The organism is Paenibacillus sp. JT31N17, assembly GCF_056269255.1.
In genome coordinates, this window is record NZ_JBWDNP010000004.1 from 141,928 (window position 1) to 164,360 (window position 22,433).

The 22,433-nt window shown below is 51.5% G+C and carries 15 protein-coding genes; 14 read left to right on the plus strand and 1 reads right to left on the minus strand.

What is annotated here, in order from left to right; all coding sequences use genetic code 11:
- Nucleotides 1-269 precede the first annotated feature (269 nt).
- The 6 genes from AC0YOB_RS16240 (at nt 270) to AC0YOB_RS16265 (ending at nt 8,693) form a co-directional block, all read left to right on the plus strand.
- Complete coding sequence (locus tag AC0YOB_RS16240; RefSeq protein WP_475793663.1) at nt 270-1,268, plus strand: ABC transporter permease; 999 nt, start codon at nt 270-272, stop codon at nt 1,266-1,268.
- A gap of 99 nt (nt 1,269-1,367) precedes the next feature.
- Entirely contained in the window at nt 1,368-2,240 is an 873-nt protein-coding gene (locus AC0YOB_RS16245) for a carbohydrate ABC transporter permease (protein WP_475793664.1), read from the plus strand.
- Nucleotides 2,241-2,342: 102 nt separating this feature from the next.
- Nucleotides 2,343-4,076, plus strand: a complete 1,734-nt coding sequence (locus AC0YOB_RS16250; RefSeq protein WP_475793665.1) for an extracellular solute-binding protein — start codon at nt 2,343-2,345, stop codon at nt 4,074-4,076.
- Nucleotides 4,077-4,336: 260 nt separating this feature from the next.
- On the plus strand, nt 4,337-6,121 hold the full coding sequence (locus AC0YOB_RS16255; RefSeq protein ID WP_475793666.1) for a sensor histidine kinase: 1,785 nt from the start codon (nt 4,337-4,339) through the stop codon (nt 6,119-6,121).
- Nucleotides 6,090-7,655, plus strand: a complete 1,566-nt coding sequence (locus tag AC0YOB_RS16260; RefSeq protein ID WP_475793667.1) for a response regulator — start codon at nt 6,090-6,092, stop codon at nt 7,653-7,655. Before AC0YOB_RS16255 ends, AC0YOB_RS16260 begins: the two co-directional genes overlap by 32 nt.
- Before the next feature lie 444 nt (nt 7,656-8,099).
- A complete protein-coding gene (locus AC0YOB_RS16265) occupies nt 8,100-8,693 on the plus strand; it encodes a TetR/AcrR family transcriptional regulator (protein ID WP_475793668.1) in 594 nt (197 codons plus the stop codon).
- Between the two features lie 142 nt (nt 8,694-8,835).
- Here AC0YOB_RS16265 and AC0YOB_RS16270 read toward each other — a convergent pair whose 3' ends face one another.
- On the minus strand, nt 8,836-9,480 hold the full coding sequence (locus tag AC0YOB_RS16270; protein WP_475793669.1) for a GntR family transcriptional regulator: 645 nt from the start codon (nt 9,478-9,480) through the stop codon (nt 8,836-8,838).
- Nucleotides 9,481-9,963: 483 nt separating this feature from the next.
- On the opposite strand from AC0YOB_RS16270, the gene AC0YOB_RS16275 reads away from it, so the two are divergent.
- From AC0YOB_RS16275 to AC0YOB_RS16310, 8 genes are all read left to right on the plus strand, one after another.
- Complete coding sequence (locus AC0YOB_RS16275; RefSeq protein WP_475793670.1) at nt 9,964-10,815, plus strand: transporter substrate-binding domain-containing protein; 852 nt, start codon at nt 9,964-9,966, stop codon at nt 10,813-10,815.
- Between the two features lie 23 nt (nt 10,816-10,838).
- A complete protein-coding gene (locus tag AC0YOB_RS16280; protein ID WP_475793671.1) occupies nt 10,839-11,492 on the plus strand; it encodes an amino acid ABC transporter permease in 654 nt (217 codons plus the stop codon).
- Nucleotides 11,489-12,211 carry an amino acid ABC transporter ATP-binding protein gene (locus AC0YOB_RS16285; protein WP_475793672.1) on the plus strand — a complete coding sequence of 241 codons (723 nt, stop codon included), beginning with the start codon at nt 11,489-11,491 and terminating at the stop codon, nt 12,209-12,211. Before AC0YOB_RS16280 ends, AC0YOB_RS16285 begins: the two co-directional genes overlap by 4 nt.
- 119 nt (nt 12,212-12,330) lie before the next feature.
- Nucleotides 12,331-13,527 carry an ornithine--oxo-acid transaminase gene (locus AC0YOB_RS16290; RefSeq protein WP_475793673.1) on the plus strand — a complete coding sequence of 399 codons (1,197 nt, stop codon included), beginning with the start codon at nt 12,331-12,333 and terminating at the stop codon, nt 13,525-13,527.
- Nucleotides 13,528-13,579: 52 nt separating this feature from the next.
- Entirely contained in the window at nt 13,580-14,536 is a 957-nt protein-coding gene (gene rocF / locus AC0YOB_RS16295; RefSeq protein WP_475793674.1) for an arginase, read from the plus strand.
- A gap of 21 nt (nt 14,537-14,557) precedes the next feature.
- Nucleotides 14,558-15,472 (plus strand): proline dehydrogenase family protein, encoded by a 915-nt coding sequence (locus AC0YOB_RS16300; RefSeq protein ID WP_475793675.1) that lies wholly within the window; start codon nt 14,558-14,560, stop codon nt 15,470-15,472.
- An 11-nt stretch (nt 15,473-15,483) separates the two neighbouring features.
- Entirely contained in the window at nt 15,484-17,052 is a 1,569-nt protein-coding gene (gene pruA, locus AC0YOB_RS16305) for an L-glutamate gamma-semialdehyde dehydrogenase (protein WP_475793676.1), read from the plus strand.
- 448 nt (nt 17,053-17,500) lie between these two features.
- Nucleotides 17,501-22,246, plus strand: a complete 4,746-nt coding sequence (locus tag AC0YOB_RS16310) for a M20/M25/M40 family metallo-hydrolase (RefSeq protein WP_475793677.1) — start codon at nt 17,501-17,503, stop codon at nt 22,244-22,246.
- Nucleotides 22,247-22,433: the final 187 nt, after the last annotated feature.

The following is a 22,433-nucleotide window of genomic DNA, read 5'->3' on the forward strand; positions in this document are numbered from 1 at the left end:
TTCGTGGACCTGTTGATGTGACCTTTCCATGTGCCTGCTCCTCTCGGATTTTCGGAAAATTCAGCTTTGTTTTATTATACCTGATTGTTGCTGTTTCCAAATACAACAATAAAATTACTGATAGCACCTCTCCGGGAGGTGCTATTTTTTATGAAAAGTTCCACCGTATACATTTTCAATCACACAATGAACATTTCGCCAAAACAGACATGTTAGAATAAAAACAGAAAGCGCTATCATGAACTGCAAATGCAAGGGAGGCACATCGTATGTCCAAGATAGAACCCGAGACGGGGAGAGCCGCGATTGCGGCACCGGCAGCTCAACCCGCGAGCGCCAAGCTTGCAGGGGGCCGGCTTAAAGCCTCATTGTGGAAACGCATACAGCAGCACCGGACACTATACCTGCTGTTCATCCCCGTATTTGCCTATTTCGTCGTATTCAAATACTGGCCGATACTACTCGCCTGGGTGGTGGCGTTCAAGGATTTGCAGCTGGGCTCGGGCGTCTTCGCCAGTCCCTGGATCGGCATGCAGAATTTCAAGGATATCTTCCTGTCGCAGGAAATTCCCGGTGTCATCCGCAACACGGTCGAAATTAGTGTATTGCGGCTGGTTATTGGCTTTCTCCCTCCGATTATACTGGCCATTATGTTCCACGACATGATGAGCAAGCGGCTGAAAAAATGGCTGCAGACTCTGATTTATATTCCGCATTTCTTCTCGTGGGTCATCGTGTTTGGCGTCGTATTCGGTTTCTTCTCGGTAGGATACGGCTTCATTAACAATATGCTGCAGGCCTTCGGCTTCGAGCGTCATGAGTTTCTGCTGGATTCCTCCTGGTTCCGGCCCATTCTGATCAGCTCCGCACTGTGGAAGGAAATCGGCTGGAGCACCATCATCTATCTGGCTGCGCTGTCGACTGTCGATGCCCAGCTGTATGAAGCGGCGGTTATCGATGGAGCGGGTCCGCTCAAGCGCATGCGGCATATCACGCTGCCAAGCATTATGCCGGTCATGACCTTCGTGCTGTGCATCAATCTCGGGTTTCTGCTCAATGCCGGAGGGGAGCAAATCCTGCTGTTCTACAATGATGCCGTATTCGATACGGCGGATGTCATCGATACCTGGGTGTACCGGGAAGGCTTGGCGAGACTCCAGTTCAGTCTGGCTACCGCTGTCGGATTATTTCAATCGGTGATTGGGCTTGCGCTTGTTGTGATTTGCAATTATTTTGCCAAAAAGCTGTCCGGGCGCGGCATATGGTAGCCCTTAAACAAACCGGGTTGCTGCTGATTCCGCCCGTCTGCCGCCGCAGATGCTCAAACTGCCCTGCAAGCTCTGCACCAATCCTGAGGAGGACGAAGCATGTATAAATCCAAGGCGGAGAGAACCTATCAGATCATCATTCATATCATCGTCATTCTCATCGTGGCGTCGGCGGTATTTCCGCTCCTTTACGTGCTTGGTATGTCGCTCACCGGTCAGGTGGAAATGATGCGGCGCAACTACTTTGTAATCATTCCGCATGATCCGACATTCGCCGCTTATGAGCGTATTCTTTCCTCGCCGCTGATCTGGAAGTCCTTCGAGGTATCCATCTTCCGCAGCGTGGCAGGCACCGGTCTGATGCTTCTTCTGACGGTCGTCGGCGCTTATGTATTGTCGGTCCGTACGCTTCCCGGCCGCACCATTATGCTGTTCCTCGTCGTTTCGACGATTCTCTTCAATGCCGGGCTGATCCCGACCTATCTGGTCGTCAAGCAGCTGGGGCTGATCGATTCCTTGTGGTCGCTTGTACTGCTTTATCTGGTTGACAGCTTCGGTCTGCTGGTGATCAAGATTTTCATCGAGAACCTGCCGGATGGGCTGATCGAGGCCGGCAAGATTGACGGGGCTGGCGACCTGCAGATGCTTGTGCGCATCGTCATTCCGCTTGCTGCGCCGGCGCTGGCTGCCATCGGCCTGTTCAATATCGTCTTCCACTGGAACAGCTGGTTTGACGCGATGGTCTATTTGAATGACGCAAGCCTGTTCCCGATGCAGCTTATTCTCAAAAATATGCTGACAGCCGCTTCAGGCGATGCGATGCAGTCGCTGATAATCAACGGAAGCGCCGTAACGCCGGAATCGATGAAAATGGCTACGGTTATCGTGGGTACGCTGCCCATCCTGATGGTGTATCCGTTTCTGCAGAAGTATTTTGTGAAAGGTGTTTACATGGGGGCCGTTAAAGGCTGATTTGCGAAAGCGCCCATTCATATAATTAGTTGCTGGTGAAGCACCGCGGGCTTCTTGGCATAGATGACAACCACTATTTTACGAATGAAAAGGGGATATGGCATGTTCAGAAAAACAACCGCCATCACGATCTCGCTGCTGCTTGTTCTGACGCTGCTGCTGGCAGCATGCAGCAGCAATTCGAATAACGGTTCGACATCTACTGGCACAACCAATGGAACCACTGGAAACGGCGATAAACCGGCAAATGAAACTGGCAATGATGGCGCGGCAGGCGGCGCTTCTGAAGAAGGTATAGTCAAGCCGGAGGATCTCAAGTATCCCGAAGCATTCCCGGATGTCCCCGCTCCGGTCGATTACGACAAGAGCTATGCGTATGACGATATGAGCAAATCCTATACGATCGACATTATGCTTCAGGGCTTTATTAATCAGCCGGCTACCAAGGATATGATCAAGGAATTTTACGAGAAAACCTTCAATGTGAAGATTAATTTCACGAATCTGGCGCAGGAGGATCTGGTCAACAAGACCAATGTCCGCTTCGCGTCCGGCGACGCGCCGGACGTGGTGCTGCTGGGCGACAGGCCGGTCGCCCAGGCACTGTTCAAACAGGATCAGCTGCTTGACGCCGCGCAGATGCTTCCCTACATGCCGCAAATGATGAATTATGTGACGGAGGAATACAGAAAATGGGCAACCGACGACGGCAAAATGATCGGTATTCCGCGTCTGCCGACATTCCCGGATGTGTGGGGCAACTTTATCCGCCAGGATTGGCTTGCCAAGCTGGGCATGCAAATGCCGAAGACGGCGGATGAGCTGTTCGCTTACGCCAAGGCGGTCACCGAGCAGGATCCGGACGGCAACGGCAAAGCGGACACCTGGTTCATGGGCGCTGCCGGCGCGGGACAGGGATGGGGCATGATGGCCGGTCTCATCGATATGTTCGGTCACCGCAGCTGGAATGTGAAGGATGGCAAAATCAATCATCCGATGCTTGACGGAACAACGAAGGCGTTCCTGGAATATGCCAAGAAGCTCAATGACAATAAGCTGCTGGCGCCGGATTGGTATACGATTCAATGGGAGCAGTTCAAATCGTATACCCTCCAGAACAAAATCGGCATGGTCAATTATCCAGGCTGGAACCTGCTGCAGGAGCAGTACTCCGCTTCGCAGAACAATGCGGAAACGATGAAGAACTGGGCGCCGATTCCGCCGCTCACCTCAGACATGAATGCTGAAGGCAAGCTCGGACCGGGCGGTACGCCAGGGGGCATTATCATTGTCTCGAAGAAGGTTGGCGACGACCCCGGCAAAATGAAACGGATTGCGCATTTCCTGGACGCGGTGCAGTATCCGAATAAATATTATTGGGTCGGCAACCAGGGGGGCGGACCGGAAATTTGGCCGGATTACACCAAGGTGACCAAGAATGACGACGGCACTTATTTCTATGATTCCGATATGGTGAAGCTGCAGAACGAAATGAAGCCTGAGCTCAAGGGCATGATGGATTGGCAGTCGGTCGGTTATACGCTCATCTGGGAGCGTCACAAGTATTCCGCCGAATTCCCGTATAACGAACCGGGCGACAAATACCAGGATGAAGTCCGGGCATATCCGCGTGTGACCAATTACGATATGCTGCTCAATTTGGATGGGCCAACCACCAACCGGCTGCAGGATTTTGTGCAGAAGAATGAGATTTCCTTCGTGCTGGGCAAACGGAGCTTTGATGATTGGGATCAATATGTGGAGGAATGGAAGAAGGCAGGCGGCCAGATGCTGATTGATCAGGCTGCCGGGCAGCTGAGGGTAGAGAAGCCGTAGTCTGAAGTCTTATCGGACCAGGCACAACCAGCGCGTACTTTAAACGTCCGGTGAAAAAATCCGGCTGCGCATGCATTTCCCCCTGCTCCGCCAGTTAATCAACGGACTTTCAGAGGATTGGCGTTTAACCGGTTCCTCCTGCACAGCTGACTTTATCATCGGACTTCTATGCATACCTGCCAACGCCTTGACCACCGGGCGGCGGCAGGTATACTTTGATTGTACGGCGGTGTCAGTCTGAAGGAAAGAAGGTGCAGGCCATGCGGCGAAGCGGACGAATCGGGGCGCGGACCAAGCTGCTCATCTGGCTGATTATGCCGAGTCTCATTCTGGAGGCGGCAGTCATCCTGCTCGCGCAGTCGAATACAACGTCCTTTCTGCGTCAGACGCAGGACAGCGCTCTGAACGGTATGGTCGTGCAGTCGGTAAGGTTAATGGAGAGCCAGATGAATGATCTGGTGCTCAATGTGCTTGGCATTGAGAATGACATCCTGTATGGGGAGAAGGGGCCGGCGGACTGGATCCGGTCCATGGAGGCAGCTGCACAGACTAGGCCGGAGCTGGTCCGGGGCGTTGTCTATCTTCGGCATGACGGATTGATTGCCGGTTATCCGGAGTATTTCTGGGACAGCTTCGGGCAGAAGGAAATTGGCGTTATCCGGGGACAAAGCACGGATTCCAGGAATGGCGTCGTCTGGTCGGAGCCGTTCACATCAACCATGGGTTCAACGGGGCCGAACAGCCTCGTCAGCATCGTAACCAAGCAGGTTATTGATGAGGACGGCAAACAGGAAGGGGTATTGGCTTTTGTTACCGACGTGACCAGCATCGTGCAGCGGAGCGCCGCTTTTGCCGGCAGCTATGACACGCGCACGCTGCTTTATGACCGCAATGACAGGCTGATTTATTCCATCACGATTGTAGCGCGCAACAGCTATGAAACGCTGGAATACGCAGAACGAAATACGCAAACGCTTTCAGCGGCCAAGGCGAACTTTGAGCAAAACGGGGAATATTACGTCATCTCCGACATGAATCAGGCTCCGTTCTGGAAGGTTGTTATCGTCGGCGACGTGAAGACGCTCGAAAATAAATACAGGCCGATCGTTCAATTCGCGATCATGATTCTGCTGCTTGGCTCGGCAGGACTTATTTTTCTATATATCGGCGTCTCCTGGTGGTTTACGAAGCCCATTACTTCGCTCACGAAGGGCATCCGGCATATTGCCACAGGCCATCTGGATCATCAATTCGAGGTTGCGCGGCAGGATGAATTCGGGGAAATGGCGCGGGAATTCAACCGGATGATGCGCACCATTCAAGAGCTGATCGTGACGCTGAAGCAGACGGAGGAACAGAAGAGGCAGGCAGATTTTCAAATGCTGCTTTCGCAGATCAACCCTCATTTTCTGTACAACACGCTCAATACGATCGATATTATGGTTGATTTCAAAAGCAGGGACGATATCCACCGCGTCATGGCGGTCCTGATCCGCCTGCTCAAATACGGACTGGACCGCACCCGTGTTCTGCGGCGGCTGGACGAGGAGCTGACCTATGTGAAGGATTACCTGTACATCCAGTCCGTCCGTTACGAGGACCGCTTCGAATTCTCGGTGGAAGATCCGTCCCGGGAGCTTGCCGCTGTACCGGTATTGAAGCTGGTGCTGCAGCCGATTGTGGAAAATGCGGTTTTTCACGGTTTGCGCCCTCTCATGGACAGAAAGGGAAAGCTGTCGGTCACGGTCAGACAATCAGGCAAGGATCTGGAAATCATCGTCGCGGATAATGGTGTAGGGATGAGCAAGGAGAAGATCGACGGTCTGCTGAGAAAAGGACTCGGGGCAGACGGCGCTTCTCAAAGCAGCAGCAATCATATCGGGTTCCGCAATGTGCATGAACGGGTGCAGCTGTACTATGGCCACGGCTACGGATTATGGATCGAGAGCGATTCAGCAGCAGGCACGATCGTGACTGTCAGACTGAGGATGATTGAAACGGAGGATGGACCAGGTGGACCAAACCGTCAAATTACTGCTGGTTGATGATGAACCGCTTGCGCTCCGCCGGATTCGCGGATTTGAACTGGCCTCGCGCGGCTTCGAAATTGTGGGTGAAGCGGAGAACGGGCTTCAGGCGCTCCAATGTGTGAAACGGCTGAAGCCGGATATTGTCGTTACGGATATCGGCATGCCTGTTATGGACGGACTGGAGCTGCTCCGGCAGCTTCAGCAGCAGCCCTCCCCGCCGAAGGTGGTGCTGCTGACCTGTTATGAGGATTTTGACAAGGTACAGCTGGCGCTGAGGTTTGGGGCGGGGGATTATTTGACGAAGGTGATGCTCAGCGAGGAAGAGTTTGTGGGTACCCTCCAGCGGACAGCTGCTTCGCTTCGCAAAGAGCATGTGGAGACCGAGCTTATTGTGCGCATCCAGCTGCAGGAGCTGTTGTTGTTCCCTTCGGAGCATATGCTGCTGAGCTTGAAGCAGGCGGGCTTTGTCCATCCCGTTTATGCGCTTGCCGTTATCCGGACGGCGCTGCCGCTTCAGGAGGCGTGGTCAGAGGAGCTGTTCGGGCATGAGGAGGGGGAGGGGGATCAAGAGAGGAGGTACCTTCCGGTTCGGATGACACCGGACACTTGGTGCTTGTATTTTTATTCCACGCAGCGTGAAAATGATGCTTCCTTCTACGGATGGTACAGCAGGCAGTGCAGCCGGATCGAAGAAAAGCTTCACAGCAGCCCGGGTTTCGGCGATTATGTGGTCGCTGCCGGTCCGGTTTATCACAGGCCATGTGAATTGCCCCGCGCGTATCAGCAGGGGCTGGCGCTATGCGACAGGGGCTTCTATGTTCCTTCAAGAGAAATTGTCAGGGAAGAGGAGGCTGTTGGTTTCACATGTTTTCCGCAGGAGCGCTTCCGTGTGCTGCTGGCGGAAATGGGCAATGCCGCCCGCCAGGTTGACGGCCCTCAGGCCGGAATTTTGTTAAGAGAGTGGGCGGACCAGATCGGTACAACGTGCCGGCCTGCGCCAGGCCAGGTCAGACAGATGGCACAGGCCATTCATGCGCAGCTGGAAGCCTTCGGGTGGGAGCAGCTTGGGGAGACGGGCAGCGAAGCGCTGCCGGACAGATTCAAGCAGGCGGCCGAGACGGCGCTTCATGCTTCCGCTTTAATTGGTGCAGCAAGACAAACCGCCGACAGGCTGCTTCAGTGCCGCCCCTCTTCTTCATCTCCCGGACATATGCGCACGGAGATCCGTAAGGCCATTTCCTTGATAGCAAGCGATTATGCCCAGATCGAACTGGCGGAGACCGCGAGGCGCGTGAGTCTGAGCCCCAGCTGGTTCGCCGCGCTCTTCCGCACGGAAACCGGGCAAAGCTTCCATGACTATGTCCAGGAGGTCCGTCTGAATCAGGCGAGAGGGCTGTTGAGAACGACGGATTTGAAGGTGTATGAGGTTGCTGAGCGCGTTGGTATTCCGAATTCGCGATACTTCTCCCGGCTGTTCTCGGAGCATGTCGGCTTAACGCCGCTCGATTACCGCAAGAATGACCGGACAGTCCGTCTGGAGGGAAGGTGAATTTAGGAAGTCAGCCCGCCAGAATATGGTATAGTTATTGGCGGATATGCAATTTTAAAAAGGTGGGGTAAAAGTGAATTTGTTTCCTGCGGCTATATAGCGGACACGATAAAGATGAAGTGGAAGGGCTTTGGGAGGCCTTTTTAAACAGCTACAGAGACATCAGGCCAATCAGTGGGAATGACGTGAAAGCTGTCCCGATATTTGTTGCGCTTCGACAGCTCTGGCTTTTTGGCTTATGCTTCAGTGAATCGAAATTTATAGGAGCGGCCGACTTTGACAATGGATTCATTAATAGCAAAATGGAATATTTCAGGAAGCTGGATTTCTCTTAAGAGTGGCGTCACAGCTGCTGATCCACGCTGACATCCTTGACATAAGTATGGATATCCAATAAAATTTACTCATTGGTACAAAAATAAAATCAGTGAGGGGGAGCTTGCAATGGCCAAGGGACGTCCCCGCGCGTTTAATATGCAGGAAGCGTTGGAACAAGCTATGCATTTGTTCTGGGAGAAGGGCTACGAGGGCACGACGTTATCCGATCTGACGTCAGCTATGGGGATCAACCGACCCAGTTTGTACGCCGCTTTTGGCAACAAAGAGGAACTGTTTTATAAAGTTGTTGATCTTTATGTGGATGAAACATCGGGTGTCTTTCTGGTGGCGCTTCGTGAAGCGAAAGGGCGCGATGCCATAGAGAAAGCATTGTACGGTGCGATTGTAACGTTTACGGAGGACAGCCACCCGCCGGGTTGTTTGACTGTTCACGGTGCGCTTTCCTGCGGAGAGGAAGCGGAGCCGATCCGTAAGGAACTGATTCAGCGCCGTGCGGCAACCGAGGCTGTGATCCGGCTGCGCATTGAGCGTGCTAAAGATGAAGGGGAATTGCCGGACGGCACCGATACTGCAGATTTGGGCCATTACTTTTCAACGGTACTCTTTGGCTTGGCTGTAGAAGCCGCCAGCGGGGCTTCCCGCGAAAAGCTGAACCGGGTTGTAGGACATGCGATGAAAGCATGGCCGGTATCAGAATAGGATGCTTACCTGATGGTAATGATATCCAGACAAGTGCCGCTATCGGAGAAAAGAAAACGCAGTCCTCTCTGCGCAAGAGAAGCTGCGTTTTCGATGTTTTTATCCGGGGTAAGGTTTCCGGGATTAGATCAAGTCCCGATCATCACAGCATATCGGTATCGATAATGCGCCAGTGGTATTTCAAGGTGCACTCCAGCTGCTCCTTATCCTTGAGGCGGAGCAGCTCGACGATTCTGCGGTGCTCGGAGTTTACCTCATTCATTACCGCAGCAAGCTTCTTCTTGTCTTCGCTGGAGTATGATTGCCGGACGAAGCCGTTCTTCAGGGATACCAGCATATCGATCAATATTGGATTGTCGGATTTATGGGTGTAGATTTCATGAAATTGGTATTGGTCCGCATGGTAATCGGTGAAATCAAGCCGGTTGATGTCTTGATCCATTTTATTCACGAGCTTCTCCATCTCAATAAGATCGGATTCCTGCAGATGATCTACGGCAAGTGTGGCGGCAAGTGCATCCAGGGTGCCGATGATGCGCGAGAAATCCAGCTTTTTTTTGGAATCAAAGGCTTTTACCGTAAAACCCCTGCGGGGCAGATACTCCAGCAGGTTATCGGAAGTCAGCTGAAATAAAGCTTCCCGTGTCGGAGTCCTGCTGATATCCAGCTTCTTGCAGATCTCCGCTTCATTGATCTTTTGGTTGGGGAGCAGCGTGCCGTCCTGTATTTTTTGGGCAATGTAATTGTACACATGATCCTTGAGTGATTGATATTTTGGCGCTTGCATGCCAGTCTCCTTTTCGACCGAGATAAGTCTCTCCACAAGATTTCATCCAACAGTCTAAGTTATTATGGATATCATTTAGCAGAGATTTTCTATGGAAAACGCACATGGATCTGCAAGAACCAATTATGCTGTCAAGAAGCAATATACCCAATTCCCGCCAAAGGAGCATTTAATCGAATTATAGGTAATTGGGTCGAAAGATGGAAGGGATGAAACAATATTTACCTATATCTTATCATTGCTTTCCTAGTTGTTCAAGCAACCTCGCTCTCGCAATATGTAAGGTATCATAACATTGTAAGCGTTGTAAATCCTACCATTGGAAGGGGTGAAAAATTATCTTGTGGACATAAAAGACTGGTGTTATAATAGTTTACGTAAACAACGTATATTGTGCAATGTATATTGTATACAAATTTAATTGTTGAGCCTGACGGGGGACATATTGAGCAGAGCCAAACAAAGATTGGGAGAGATGAGAGAATGAAGAAGATGCTGTTATTGCTGGTTACGGTCATGGTAGTTCTAACCGCTTGCGGACAGAACGGAAATGGAACCGGGAACGGAAATACTTCCGGAAATGCTTCCGGAGAGACCAATGCCAGCGGTGGTAATGCCGCTCCTGCCCCAACAGAAGAGAAAACGAAGATTGTACTCGGAACAAGCGCCGACTATGCCCCGTATGAATTTCATAAAACGATTGACGGCAAAGATACCATTGTCGGATTCGATATCGCCATTGCCAACGAAATTGCCAAGGATATGAATGCGGAGCTGGAAATCTCGGATATGGATTTTGACGGTTTGCTGCTTGCTCTGGACACAGGCAAGGTGGACATGGTTATCTCAGGCATGACGCCAACGGAAGAGCGTAAGAAGAATGTGGACTTCTCTGATCTTTACTATTTGGCAGAGCAAGGCATTCTGGTGAAAAAGGATCAGGCCGAGCAATATAAAACGCTGGATAACTTGAAAAACAAAAAAATCGGCGTTCAAAAAGGCTCTATTCAAGAAGGGATCGCCCAAGAGATTGAGGGAGCAAAGCTTACATCATTGGCCAAAATTCCGGAAATTATTCTTGAATTGACGAGCGGACGCGTAGACGCGGTTATCCTGGAGAAGCCCGTTGCGGACCAATATGTTCTGACACAATCCGACATAGTTGTCTCTGACGTGAAGATTGAACAGTCTGCGGAAGAAGCCGGAGCGGCAATCGCGGTTAAGAAGGGCAACCAAGAGCTTGTTGACAGCATTAACGCCACGATTAAACGTTTGAAGGATGGCGGCGATATTGATCGTTTCGTCGTTGAAGCGAATGAGCTTGTCGGGGAATAACGAACGGACGGAGTCGAAGTTAAATGGATTTTGACTTTTCATTTCTGGCGGACCACTGGCGGACCTATCTGCATGGCGCCTGGTATACCCTGCAGCTGTCGTTCTTCGGCGTTCTCCTTGGAACCTTGCTTGGCGTGGGCTTTGCTCTGATGCGCATTTCGCGCATTTGGTCGCTGAAGTTCGTGGCATCGGCCTACATTGAAATTATCCGGGGTACGCCGATGCTGGTGCAGGTATTTATCATCTATTATGGTCTGACGGAATTCGGTATAAACCTGTCTCCCTTTATTGCCGGTATTGTTACTTTGACCATCAACAGTGCCGCCTATATGGCGGAGGTCTTCCGGGCGGGTATTGAGGCGATTGACAAGGGACAGACAGAGGCGGCACGGTCGCTTGGAATGACGCGGAGCATGACGATGCGTCTGATTGTGCTCCCCCAGGCTTTTCGCAATATGCTGCCGGCGATCGGCAATGAATTTATTGTCATCATTAAGGATTCTTCGTTGATTTCTTCAGTCGGTATTGCAGAGCTGATGTACAGCGCAAGAACGGTTCAAGGTGTTATATTCCAGCCGATGGAGCCGCTTCTTGTAGCTGCTGCAATCTACTTTGTCATGACATTCACGTTGTCCAAGCTGCTGGGCGCGTTGGAAAGAAGGCTGAGAAACCAATGATCAAGGTACAGGGATTACGCAAGTCGTTTGGAAAAAATGAGATCCTGAAGGGCATCGATACCGAGATCCGCAAGGGCGAGGTTGTCGTCATCATCGGACCGAGCGGCTCCGGCAAAAGCACGTTTCTGCGCTGCCTGAACCGGCTGGAAGAACCGACTTCCGGCGAAATTCTGTTCGAGGACAGAATGGTTACCGGCAAGCAGACGGATCTGAATGCAATCCGCCAGAAGATGGGGATGGTATTCCAGCATTTCAATCTGTTTCCGCATATGAGCGTAATGGACAATCTGACGCTTGCGCCGCGGAAGCTCAAGAAGATGTCACCAAAGGAAGCCGAAGGCATTGCGGTTGAGCTGCTGCGCCGGGTGGGGCTGGAGGACAAGCGCGGCGCGTATCCGGATAGTCTGTCAGGCGGACAGAAGCAGCGGATTGCCATCGCCCGTGCGCTTGCGATGCAGCCGGATGTTATGCTGTTCGATGAGCCGACCTCGGCCCTTGACCCGGAGATGGTCGGAGAAGTGCTGGATGTCATGAAGCAGATGGCGCAGGGCGGCATGACGATGACGATCGTTACCCATGAAATGGGCTTTGCCCGGGAAGTGGGGGACCGGCTGTTGTTTATGGATGGCGGGAAAATCGTGGAAGAGGGCGTTCCGAAGGAAGTGCTTCTACATCCGCAGCACCCGCGGACCAAGGAATTTTTGTCCAAGGTGCTTTGATTTTGACATAGCTGAAGAATTGCCATAATCCTGGAGAGTGATGCCGCAATCCGGGATTTTTTGAAAGAATATATGAATATAGTATTTTGTATACATAATACAAGGGGGCTGACAATCAGATGGAGACCAAGGGATCACAGGCCGTAATGGAGCTGTCGGATCGCTACGGGGCACATAATTATCATCCGCTGCCCATTGTTATTTCACACGCGCGGGGGGTATGGGTGGAGGATCCTGAAGGAAACCGTTATATGGATATGCTGAGCGCTTATTCGGCGCTGAATCAAGGGCATCGCCACCCCAAAATCATAGCGGCCCTGAAGGAGCAGGCAGATAAAGTAACACTGACCTCCCGGGCCTTTCACAGCAGCACGCCGGGCTTATTCTACGAGAAGCTTGCCCATTATACCGGGAAACCAAAAATTCTAGCGATGAATACGGGCGCGGAAGCCGTGGAAACGGCGGTCAAAGCTGTAAGGCGCTGGGCCTACCGGCATAAGGGCGTGCCGCAGGATCAGGCGGAAATCATCGTGTGCGCGGGTAATTTTCACGGGCGCACGATTACAGTCACTTCTTTCTCGTCTTCGGAGGAGTACAAGAAGGACTTTGGACCGTTCACGCCAGGCTTCAAGCTTGTTCCTTATGGGGATATCGATGCGCTTAAACAGGCGATAACGCCGAATACGGCTGCATTTCTGGTTGAGCCTATTCAGGGAGAGGCGGGAATTGTAATTCCTCCTGCCGGATATTTGTCGCAAGCCAGCCAACTCTGCCGAGAGAATCGCGTTCTGTTTGTCGCCGACGAGATCCAGACGGGCTTCGGACGAACAGGCCGGCGCTTCGCCTGTGATTGGGAATCGGTCGAGCCGGATATGTACATCATGGGCAAGGCGCTGGGGGGAGGCGTAATGCCAATTTCCGCCGTTGCCGCAAGCAATGAGATATTGGATGTATTCGAACCGGGTTCGCATGGCTCGACCTTCGGCGGCAATCCGCTTGCTTGCGCAGTGGCCATTGCAGCTCTTGAGGTTCTGGAAGAGGAACAGCTCGTTGAACGCTCGGCGTCCCTGGGCAGCTATTTTGCCGAAAGGCTTGCTGCGATCAATAGCCCGCATATCCGGGAAATCCGTGGACGGGGATTATTTATCGGAGTCGAGCTGGACACGGCCGCCCGGCCTTTCTGCGAGGAGTTGATGCGGCATGGGCTTCTCTGTAAGGAGACCCACGAGACGACCATCCGTTTTGCCCCTCCGCTGACCATTGAGAAAGAGGAGATTGACTGGGCCCTGGAACGAATCGAACGTGTACTGACATAAAGCATAAACTTGAAGCACAACCTGCTCAAGCCATAAGGAGAGTGAGATTACGATGGAATTGAACCTGAACCGGTCTTCAATGAATCCGCAGAAGCAAGACTCTGGAAGTGAACATAAGAAAGTGAGGCTTATCAGCGTTCCATTCTGGCTGGGAAGCGGCCGTGCCGGAACGGAGCTGGGTCCCGAAAGCATTATTAAAGCCGGGCTTGTGCGTAAAATCCGCAGTATGGATATTCACCTGGAGAGTGAACATGAGGTCGATTGTCCGATTAAACCGTTCTCGCAAGGAACGCCGTCCAAAATAAAATACCTTCCGGAAGTGATGGAAATGAGCGGCCTTGTTGGTGAACAGGTGTACCGCGCAGCCATTAATGATTCCTTCCCGCTTATTCTGGGCGGAGATCACAGCGTCGCCATTGGTTCGCTTGCAGGCTTGACGGGCCATTACAACAATCTCGGCGTCATTTGGTTCGACGCGCATGGCGACCTGAACACAGAGGAAACGACACCGTCGGGAAATCTGCACGGGATGGCGCTCGCAGTGGCAATCGGAAAATCCAATTTTAAACTTACGGATATTCCAGGCGCGGGCTCGCTGATCAAGAAGGAGAATATTGTCATCGTCGGGGCAAGGGATCTTGATCCAGGCGAGAGGGAGCTTATACGCTCGGAAGGAATTACTGTTTTCTCGATGCATGAGATTGACCGGATGGGTATTGAGACGGTCGTCAAGAAAGCCATTGAAATTGCCGGGAATGGAACGGACGGCATTCATCTCAGCTTTGATATGGATTGTCTTGATCCGCAGGAGGCGGCAGGAGTCGGCACGCCTGTGCCTGGCGGGCTGAACTACCGGGAAGCGCATTTTGCGCTTGAGCTGCTCTCGGAATCGCAGCGGGTTACATCGATGGACATTGTAGAAGTGAACCCGCTCCTTGATTATGACAGGCGCACGGCACGTCTTGCGGTGGAGCTGGCTTCCTCTCTGCTTGGCAAGCGAATCCTGTAAGCACGGAAGGATGGGCAGCGGATGGAAGCGTTGATGCGCAATTTTTTCTTGTCGCTTGGCCGCAGCAGACGGGCCGGGCAATTGGCCGCAAGGTATGGACTACGGATAGGAGCGCGCAGGTTTGTGGCGGGCGCGACCATCCGGGAGGCGGTCGAAACCGTGAAGCGGTTGAACGAGCAGGGGAAGCTGGCAACGCTGGACCATCTCGGCGAATTCGTAGGAGATGAGAGAGAAGCGGCCATTGCGGCCGGCATGTGCCTGCAAACGCTTGATGCGATTGCCGAAGCGGGCGTACAGTCGAATCTCTCCTTGAAGCTGACCAGCCTGGGGCTGGATGTCAGTCCGGAGCTATGCCGCAATCATATGAGGCTCATCCTGAATCGTGCAGCATCCCTGGGGAATTTCGTGCGGATCGACATGGAGGATTATGCCCATTGTCAGCCTGCGCTTGATTTATATAAGGAGCTACGGCAGGAATACGAGAATGTGGGGATTGTCATTCAGGCATATCTGCGGCGGTCAGGGCAGGATATCCGTGAGCTTGGGGAGGCATCGGCATCTAATTTGCGGTTGGTGAAGGGCGCCTACAAGGAATCGGAGCAGGTCGCCTACCCGCAGAAATCGGAGGTGGATAAGCAGTTCGTGATGCTGATCCGAGAACAGCTGAAGTATGGATACGCGGCAATCGCCACCCATGACCGGGAAGTTATTAAAGCATCTGCCGCCTGGATAAAAGCAAATGATATTCATCAGGATCGTTTTGAATTCCAGATGCTGTACGGAATCAGCGAAGACCTGCAGGATCAGTTGACCAAGGAGGGCTTCAGGGTCAGAATCTATGTGCCCTATGGGGGAGACTGGTTCGGCTATTTCATGCGCAGGCTGGCGGAGAGGCCTGCGAATGTCTGGTTTGTATTAAAAAATATGTGGAAATAGGGGATTTCAGTATGCCGAAAAATGAGTTGTTTGCACCGTTCGTCAATGAACCGTTGACGGATTTCAGTCAGGAGGAGAACCGCAGGGCCATCACGGAGGCGATTGCAGGCGTGAAGTTGGAGCTTGGAAAGGAGTATCCCCTTCATATTGGCGGGAAAGCGATATTGACGGCCGAGAGGACTGTGTCGATTAATCCTGCGGATATAAGCCAAATTATCGGATCGGTGAGCAAGGCGAGCCGGGAACAGGCCGAACAGGCGATGCAGGCTTCGCTGGGGGCATTCGAATCGTGGAAACAGACGCCTGCAGAGGAACGGGCGGTACTGCTGGTTCAGGCAGCGGGCCGGATGCGCGCGCGCAAGCATGAGTTTTCGGCCTGGCTGGTTATGGAATCAGGCAAGAACTGGGCGGAGGCTGATGCGGACACGGCAGAAGCGATTGATTTTATGGAGTATTATGCGCGTGAAATGGTCAAATTGGCGCAAACCAACGACAGGCAGCCGCTGGTAGGGAAGGCCGGCGAGGATAACCGGCTGCATTATATCCCGCTTGGGGTAGGCATTGTCATTCCGCCATGGAATTTTCCGCTTGCGATTTGCGCGGGAATGGCTTCAGCGGCAGTTGTCTCGGGGAACACGATCATTATGAAGCCTGCTTCCACGACGCCGGTCATTGCCTATAAGTTCTACGAGCTGATGGTGGAGGCGGGATTTCCGGCCGATGTCATTCAATATTTGCCGGGAAGCGGCGCGGAAATTGGCGATTATTTGACAAGCCATCCCAAAACCAGATTTATCAGCTTTACAGGCTCGAAAGAAGTAGGGCTCCGAATAAACAAGCTGGCTGCCGAACAATCCGAAGGGCAAATTTGGATCAAAAGGGTCGTAGCGGAGATGGGAGGCAAGGACGGGATCGTTGTGGATGAGACCGCGGATCTTGATGCTGCGGCTGACGCCATTGTAGCGTCTGCCTTCGGTTTTCAGGGACAGAAGTGCTCCGCGGGCTCGCGTGCCATTATCGTGGAATCCGTCTATGACGAACTGACAGGCAAAATCGCGGAAAGGGCAGTGCGTCTGGCTATCGGCAGTCCTGAGGATAACGCGCCAATAGGTCCTGTCATCGACCGGAGCTCCTTCGAGCGTATTCTGGACTATATCGAGACGGGCAGAGCGGAAGGAAAGCTCCTCGTTGGCGGAGGACGCGGACCGGAAGGCGGTTATTTCATTCAGCCGACGGTGTTCTCGGACGTGGAGCCTGATGCGGCAATTATGCAGGAGGAGATATTCGGGCCGGTACTGGCTATCGCCAAAGCCAAGGATTGGCAGGATGCGATCCGCATCTATAACGATACGGAATTTGGCCTGACGGGAGCGTTCTTCTCAACTGACGAAGGACGTATTGAAACCGCGCTGGAGCAGATCCATTGCGGGAATTTGTACATCAACCGCAAATGTACGGGGGCGCTTGTAGGTGTCCATCCATTTGGCGGTTTCAATATGTCAGGAACCGACTCCAAAGCCGGCGGACACGACTATTTGCTTCTGTTTACACAAGCGAAGCTGACTTCACGCAAAGTGTAGAAGGCAGGACTTTTGAGACTTTATGTAACATTTAATGACATTAAAACTCGAATTTTTGGTTGAATGCACGAATCATGTCAGATAGAGGGGGAAAAAATGCGGTTTTCTCTATAAATCTACGGAATTTTACCAAAAATATGTTGTGAGGTTTCAAGGTCGATGTTATAATACTTAACGAATATAATATATTGTGTTATGTATATTGTATACATAATTAAAAGAAACCTATCCGGCTTAAAAGTAGAAGAACAGCAAGGCCGGCAGCGAATGGAGTGATGTTTAGCGGACATGAGGGCAGCGATGTTTTCTGGGGGAAGTTTTCGATCAAAGGCGGCACAGAAACGAACAGGTTCGTTGCAATGGTCCGTTGATTGAAGGCTTGCATTTTTTGTGCACGTTTCGAGTCTATGAATCTTTCATCCGTTTTGTAGAAAAAAGGAGGAATACCATGTTTCGAAAGATGCTAGCAAAAAGAACGATTTCTCTGCTGTTGGTATTCATGCTGGCGATCTCGGCGCTTGTGCCGGCAGCATATGCAGAAGAAACAGGCGGCGGGGAACCTGGAGTAGTCGTTGATTCTGGCGAAACTCCAACCGGAGAAGATACCCCTGCAGCTGATCCGGACGCTGTCACCAATCCGGAATCGGGTGATCCGGATAGCTCGGCGGATCCAGGTGACACGGTTACAGATCCATCGGCGGATCCGGACGGTGTACCAGCGGAGCAGACTGAGGACCAGCCGACGGATCAACCGCAGGATGTGCCACAGGATCAGCCGGTAGATGTTCCGACGGATGAACAAGCCGAACAGCCTGCTGACCAGCCAACGGATGAAATTGCAGACGAACAGGCGGACGAAGCGCAGTTGAAGGCTTTGGCGGCGCCAGTGCTTAACATACCGGAAGGACAGCCAGGATATGCGGCTTCACAATATCTGACTTACCTGGCGACAACCATCGGTACTCGTACTGCAGGCAGCCTGAAGGACCAAGAAGCTCGTGATTATATTAAAGGCGAGTTCGAGAAGATCGGCTTGCAGACAACCCTTCAACCTTTCACTTACACTCGTGGAGGCAATACCGTTAATACCAGCAATATCATTGCCGTCAAGCCGGGGATATCCCCTAGAACGGTAATCGTCGGTGCGCATTACGATTCGGTTAGCTCAGGCGGAAGCATGGGCGCGGACGATAACGCATCGGGAATTGCGGTTTTATTGGAAGCTGCCAAGACGGTAGCGCTGAAGGATACGCCTTACACGATTAAATTCATCGCATTTGGCGCAGAGGAAGCAGGCCTGAGGGGCTCCAATTATTATGTATCCCAAATGACGGACGATGAGAAGAAGAACACAGTCGTCATGATCAACATGGATAGCCTTGCTGTCGGCGATTATATGTATATGTACGGCAGTGCAGGATTTTCGGGTTTTGCCCGTGACCAGGGTCTGGCTATTGCTAAGCGCCTGGGCCTGGACATGCAAACCAATCCTGGTCTAAACCCGGAGTATCCGGCGACGACAACCGGCGACTGGAGTGACCATGCTGCATTCGAAGACGCAGGTATTCCTTACGGCTACCTGGAAGCGACGAACTGGACCCTTGGCGAATTGGACGGCTATACCCAAACCGCGCTTGAGGGAGAAGTTTGGCATACCGGTAAAGACAAGCTTGATCATATCATTGAAACCTACCCAGGCAGGATTGAACAGCATCTAAGTACTTTTACCCAAGTGCTATCAACGCTGTTGATGGAAATCCAGGAGCCTCAGGAGCTTAAATTAAGCTCAAATGTCGCGTCAATGACCTATAAGACGACGATTGACGTACAGTTCGATCTGCCTATCAATACTACAGTTAATGACCTGCAGTGGACTTACGGCGGAAAACCGCTCTCCGAGTGGAAGAAATGGAGCACAGTTGCTCCTGCCGGATACAATGGAGATCCTTTTATTTATCTGGAAGGAACGCCTGTTGTTGAAGGAAATACCGTCAAAGCCAAAATCGCATTCGATGTGCTTTATGGAACGACCAATCTTTCCGGCACGTTCCGCTCAAGATACCCTGAGATGATTGCCACAAATGACCTGGCTGTTCAAGGTCCAATGGGCAATGTCATCGCAGGCGGACCGATTAAATTAAATCCGTATGTATCTTACCATACGTATGATGAAATTAAACCCGAGATTGAAGCCATTACCGCAGCCGCACAATTAGACCGTTACATTGAAACCCGTGTACTGGGCAAGTCTGTTGAAGGCCGCGATATTTACTTCACGATATTGGCTAAAGATAAAGCTTCTGTTGACCAATATGTGAATGAGACTCTTCCACAAATGATTAACGATCCTAAGGGACTTCAAAACAAAATCAAAAGCGGCAAGATGACCAACTACAAGGTGCCGATTTGGCTGAATAATATTCATCCGGATGAAGCGCCAGGTATTGATGCTATCCTCAATATGTTTAGAACGATGTCAAAAGAAGACACGGCTGCGTATGAAACAACCGATGTCGCGGGTAAACCACAAACGGTAACGATTAATGTGGACCAGGCGCTGGACAACGTCATTTTCCTTATGAACTATACGGAAAATCCGGATGGCCGCTACCACAATGTCCGTCAGAATGCCAACGGCTTTGACCTGAACCGCGATAATTCCTACCAAACACAACCGGAAACGCAAATCGTGGCCAGTGAAATCGCAAAATGGTCTCCGCTTTCCTTCCTGGATTTCCATGGTTTTGTCAAAGACTTTCTGATCGAGCCGTGTACGCCTCCGCATGATCCGAACTTTGAGTTCGATCTGTTGATCAACAGCATGGTCGACCAGGCTAACGCCATGGGCCGGGCGGGTGTTGCCAGTACGGACAATAGAATTCCAAAGTACCATATTCCGTATGAAGAAGCCCGGAAAAAGGCCGAGGATCCAAACTACAAGCCAATTGCCAATGCAACGGGCTGGGATGATGCTTCCCCTGCTTATACCGCCGTATTCGCCATGCATCAAGGAGCCCTTGGTCATACCCTTGAAATTCCTGAGCTTAATGAAGACTCGGTAACCGCCCTCTACTCTGCTGCTTTGGCATCAACCAAATATGTGCTGGACAACAAGAAACAGCTGTTCCTCAATCAACTGGAAGTGTACAAACGCGGCATTGAAGGAACGGACAGCTATTCGGTTGACAAATATTTGGTCAATGCAAAATACGAAGAAATCGGCAGACCACGCGATGGTGAAGAGAACTTCTTCCCTGAATATTATGTACTGCCGGTAGACAAAGGACTGCAAAAGAATTCGCTTGAAACCTACAAAATGGTGCAATACCTGCTTCATAACAGCGTCAAGGTAGAAAAATCTACTGCTCCGGTTACTGTAGGGGATAAGGTATATCCTGCCGGAAGCTATGTCGTCAATATGCATCAGGCCAAACGGGGGTATGCCAATCTGGTTCTGTATGACGGCATCGACGTATCCGATTTTAGCGAGATGTATGCGGATATCGTGCAGAGTTTCTCTTATATGAGAGGCTTCGACCGCTATATTGTCCGTGATGCAGGTGTATTCACTGGAAAAACAGATGAAGTAGAATCGGTGGAAATTCCGTCGACGACAGTTCCTGGCTATACATCTCATTATGTCATTCGCAACACCAATAATGAGGCTGTTCAAGCCGTTAATGAATTGATCGGCCAAGGAAAATCGGTTACCCTGCTGAATTACGGCGGAGAAGGCTATGAAATGGGCGATTTCCTTGTCTCCTATTCCAACCTTAAAACCGTGATGGAGAAATACCTGCTGGATGTCGTGCCGTTCGACGATAAAGGCAATAAAGACGGCAAGGTGCTTAAACCGGTGACTGTAGCCGCAACAGGCGTTCCTGCTTTCGCGCTCAAGGGTCTTGGCTTTAATGTTTCCACTGACCCTGCAGCAAGTGACGTCCTCGTAAATTCAACTGGAAGCAACAGTCTGATCAGCGCAGGGAAACCATATATCGGCTATGGAAGAACGGCCATGAATGGATTGAAAAGCTCCGGTTTGCTGCCTGGTTTCAATTTTGCAACGACCGGCAATGCGCATGAAGGATTGTTCAAATCAAATTTGGTACAAGACAACCTGATTACAGCTCCGTATAATGAAACGGATTATTTGTACACCGTATCGGGATCTTATATCACAGCTCTTCCTGAAGGAGCAAATGTACTCGCAACTGCAAGCTCGGATGAAGATTTCTTCATCGCCGGCTGGTGGCCGAAACATGAAGTGATTAAGGGCCAAACAATGGGCTTCACCTATAAAAAAGATCTGGTCAATGTGACGGTGTTCGCCAATGAATTGACGAACCGTGCACATCCGCAGGCCCAATTCCGCCTGCTCTCGAATTCGATCTTTACCGCAGCCCCTCCAGCTGCCCCCGGATCTGTCGATGATGGAAATGGTGAGACACCTGAAAAACCGGAACCACCGGTGAACCCGCCAGTGGATCCTCCGGTAGAGCCTGGTGACAATGGAGACAACGGAGACATTCCATACTATCCGTACTATCCTGTAACTCCAACGCCTGATCAATCGGCACCGGCTGATCCAACACCAACTGAACCGACAACACCTGTCGAACCAACGGAGCCTGTTAATGTTCCGGATTTCAAGGATCTTGGACCTGTAGCATCCTGGGCGCAAAGCGCGATCGAAAACCTGGCTGCCAAAGGCATCATCAATGGAGTGGATGGCGAGAATTTTGCTCCGCTGAAGCAAGTGACAAGAGCAGAATTCCTGACCATGCTTGTCCGTGCCTTTGATTTGACGGATGAGGAGGCGACGGTTTCCTTCACCGATGTGAAACCGGAAGCCTGGTATTACCGCTTCGTAGCCTCCGCCGTCAATGCGGGTGTGGTAAAAGGGGTTGGAAACGGTAAATTTGATCCTAACCGGCCAATTACCCGTGAAGAAATGGCAATTATGGCTGCTAATGTGCTGACTAATGCAAAAAATGTTGCTGTAAGCGATGCGGCGGCAGTATTGTCCAAATTCAAAGACAATGCCAAAATTGCTTCGTACGCCAAGGATTCAGTCGCACTATTGGCAGAAGCGGGTGTCATTAACGGCACAACAGCCGACACCTTTACACCGAAGGGCATTGCTAATCGTGCTCAAGCGGCAGTTATTATCAACAGAATGCTGGAACTGCTGTAAGATATGTTTGTTTTAAAGGAATGGGGGCTGCCTTCGAGGCAGCTCCTTTTCTTTTTGCAGCTAAGATTCCGGATTCAGAAGCAGGTACAGATGGCTAATCTATGTTGGATGAGGGCATATTTTCCGGCTGCCGTGGCATAATACCGCTGTACATACCATACGGACAGCTCCTTACACGGGCCTGTTC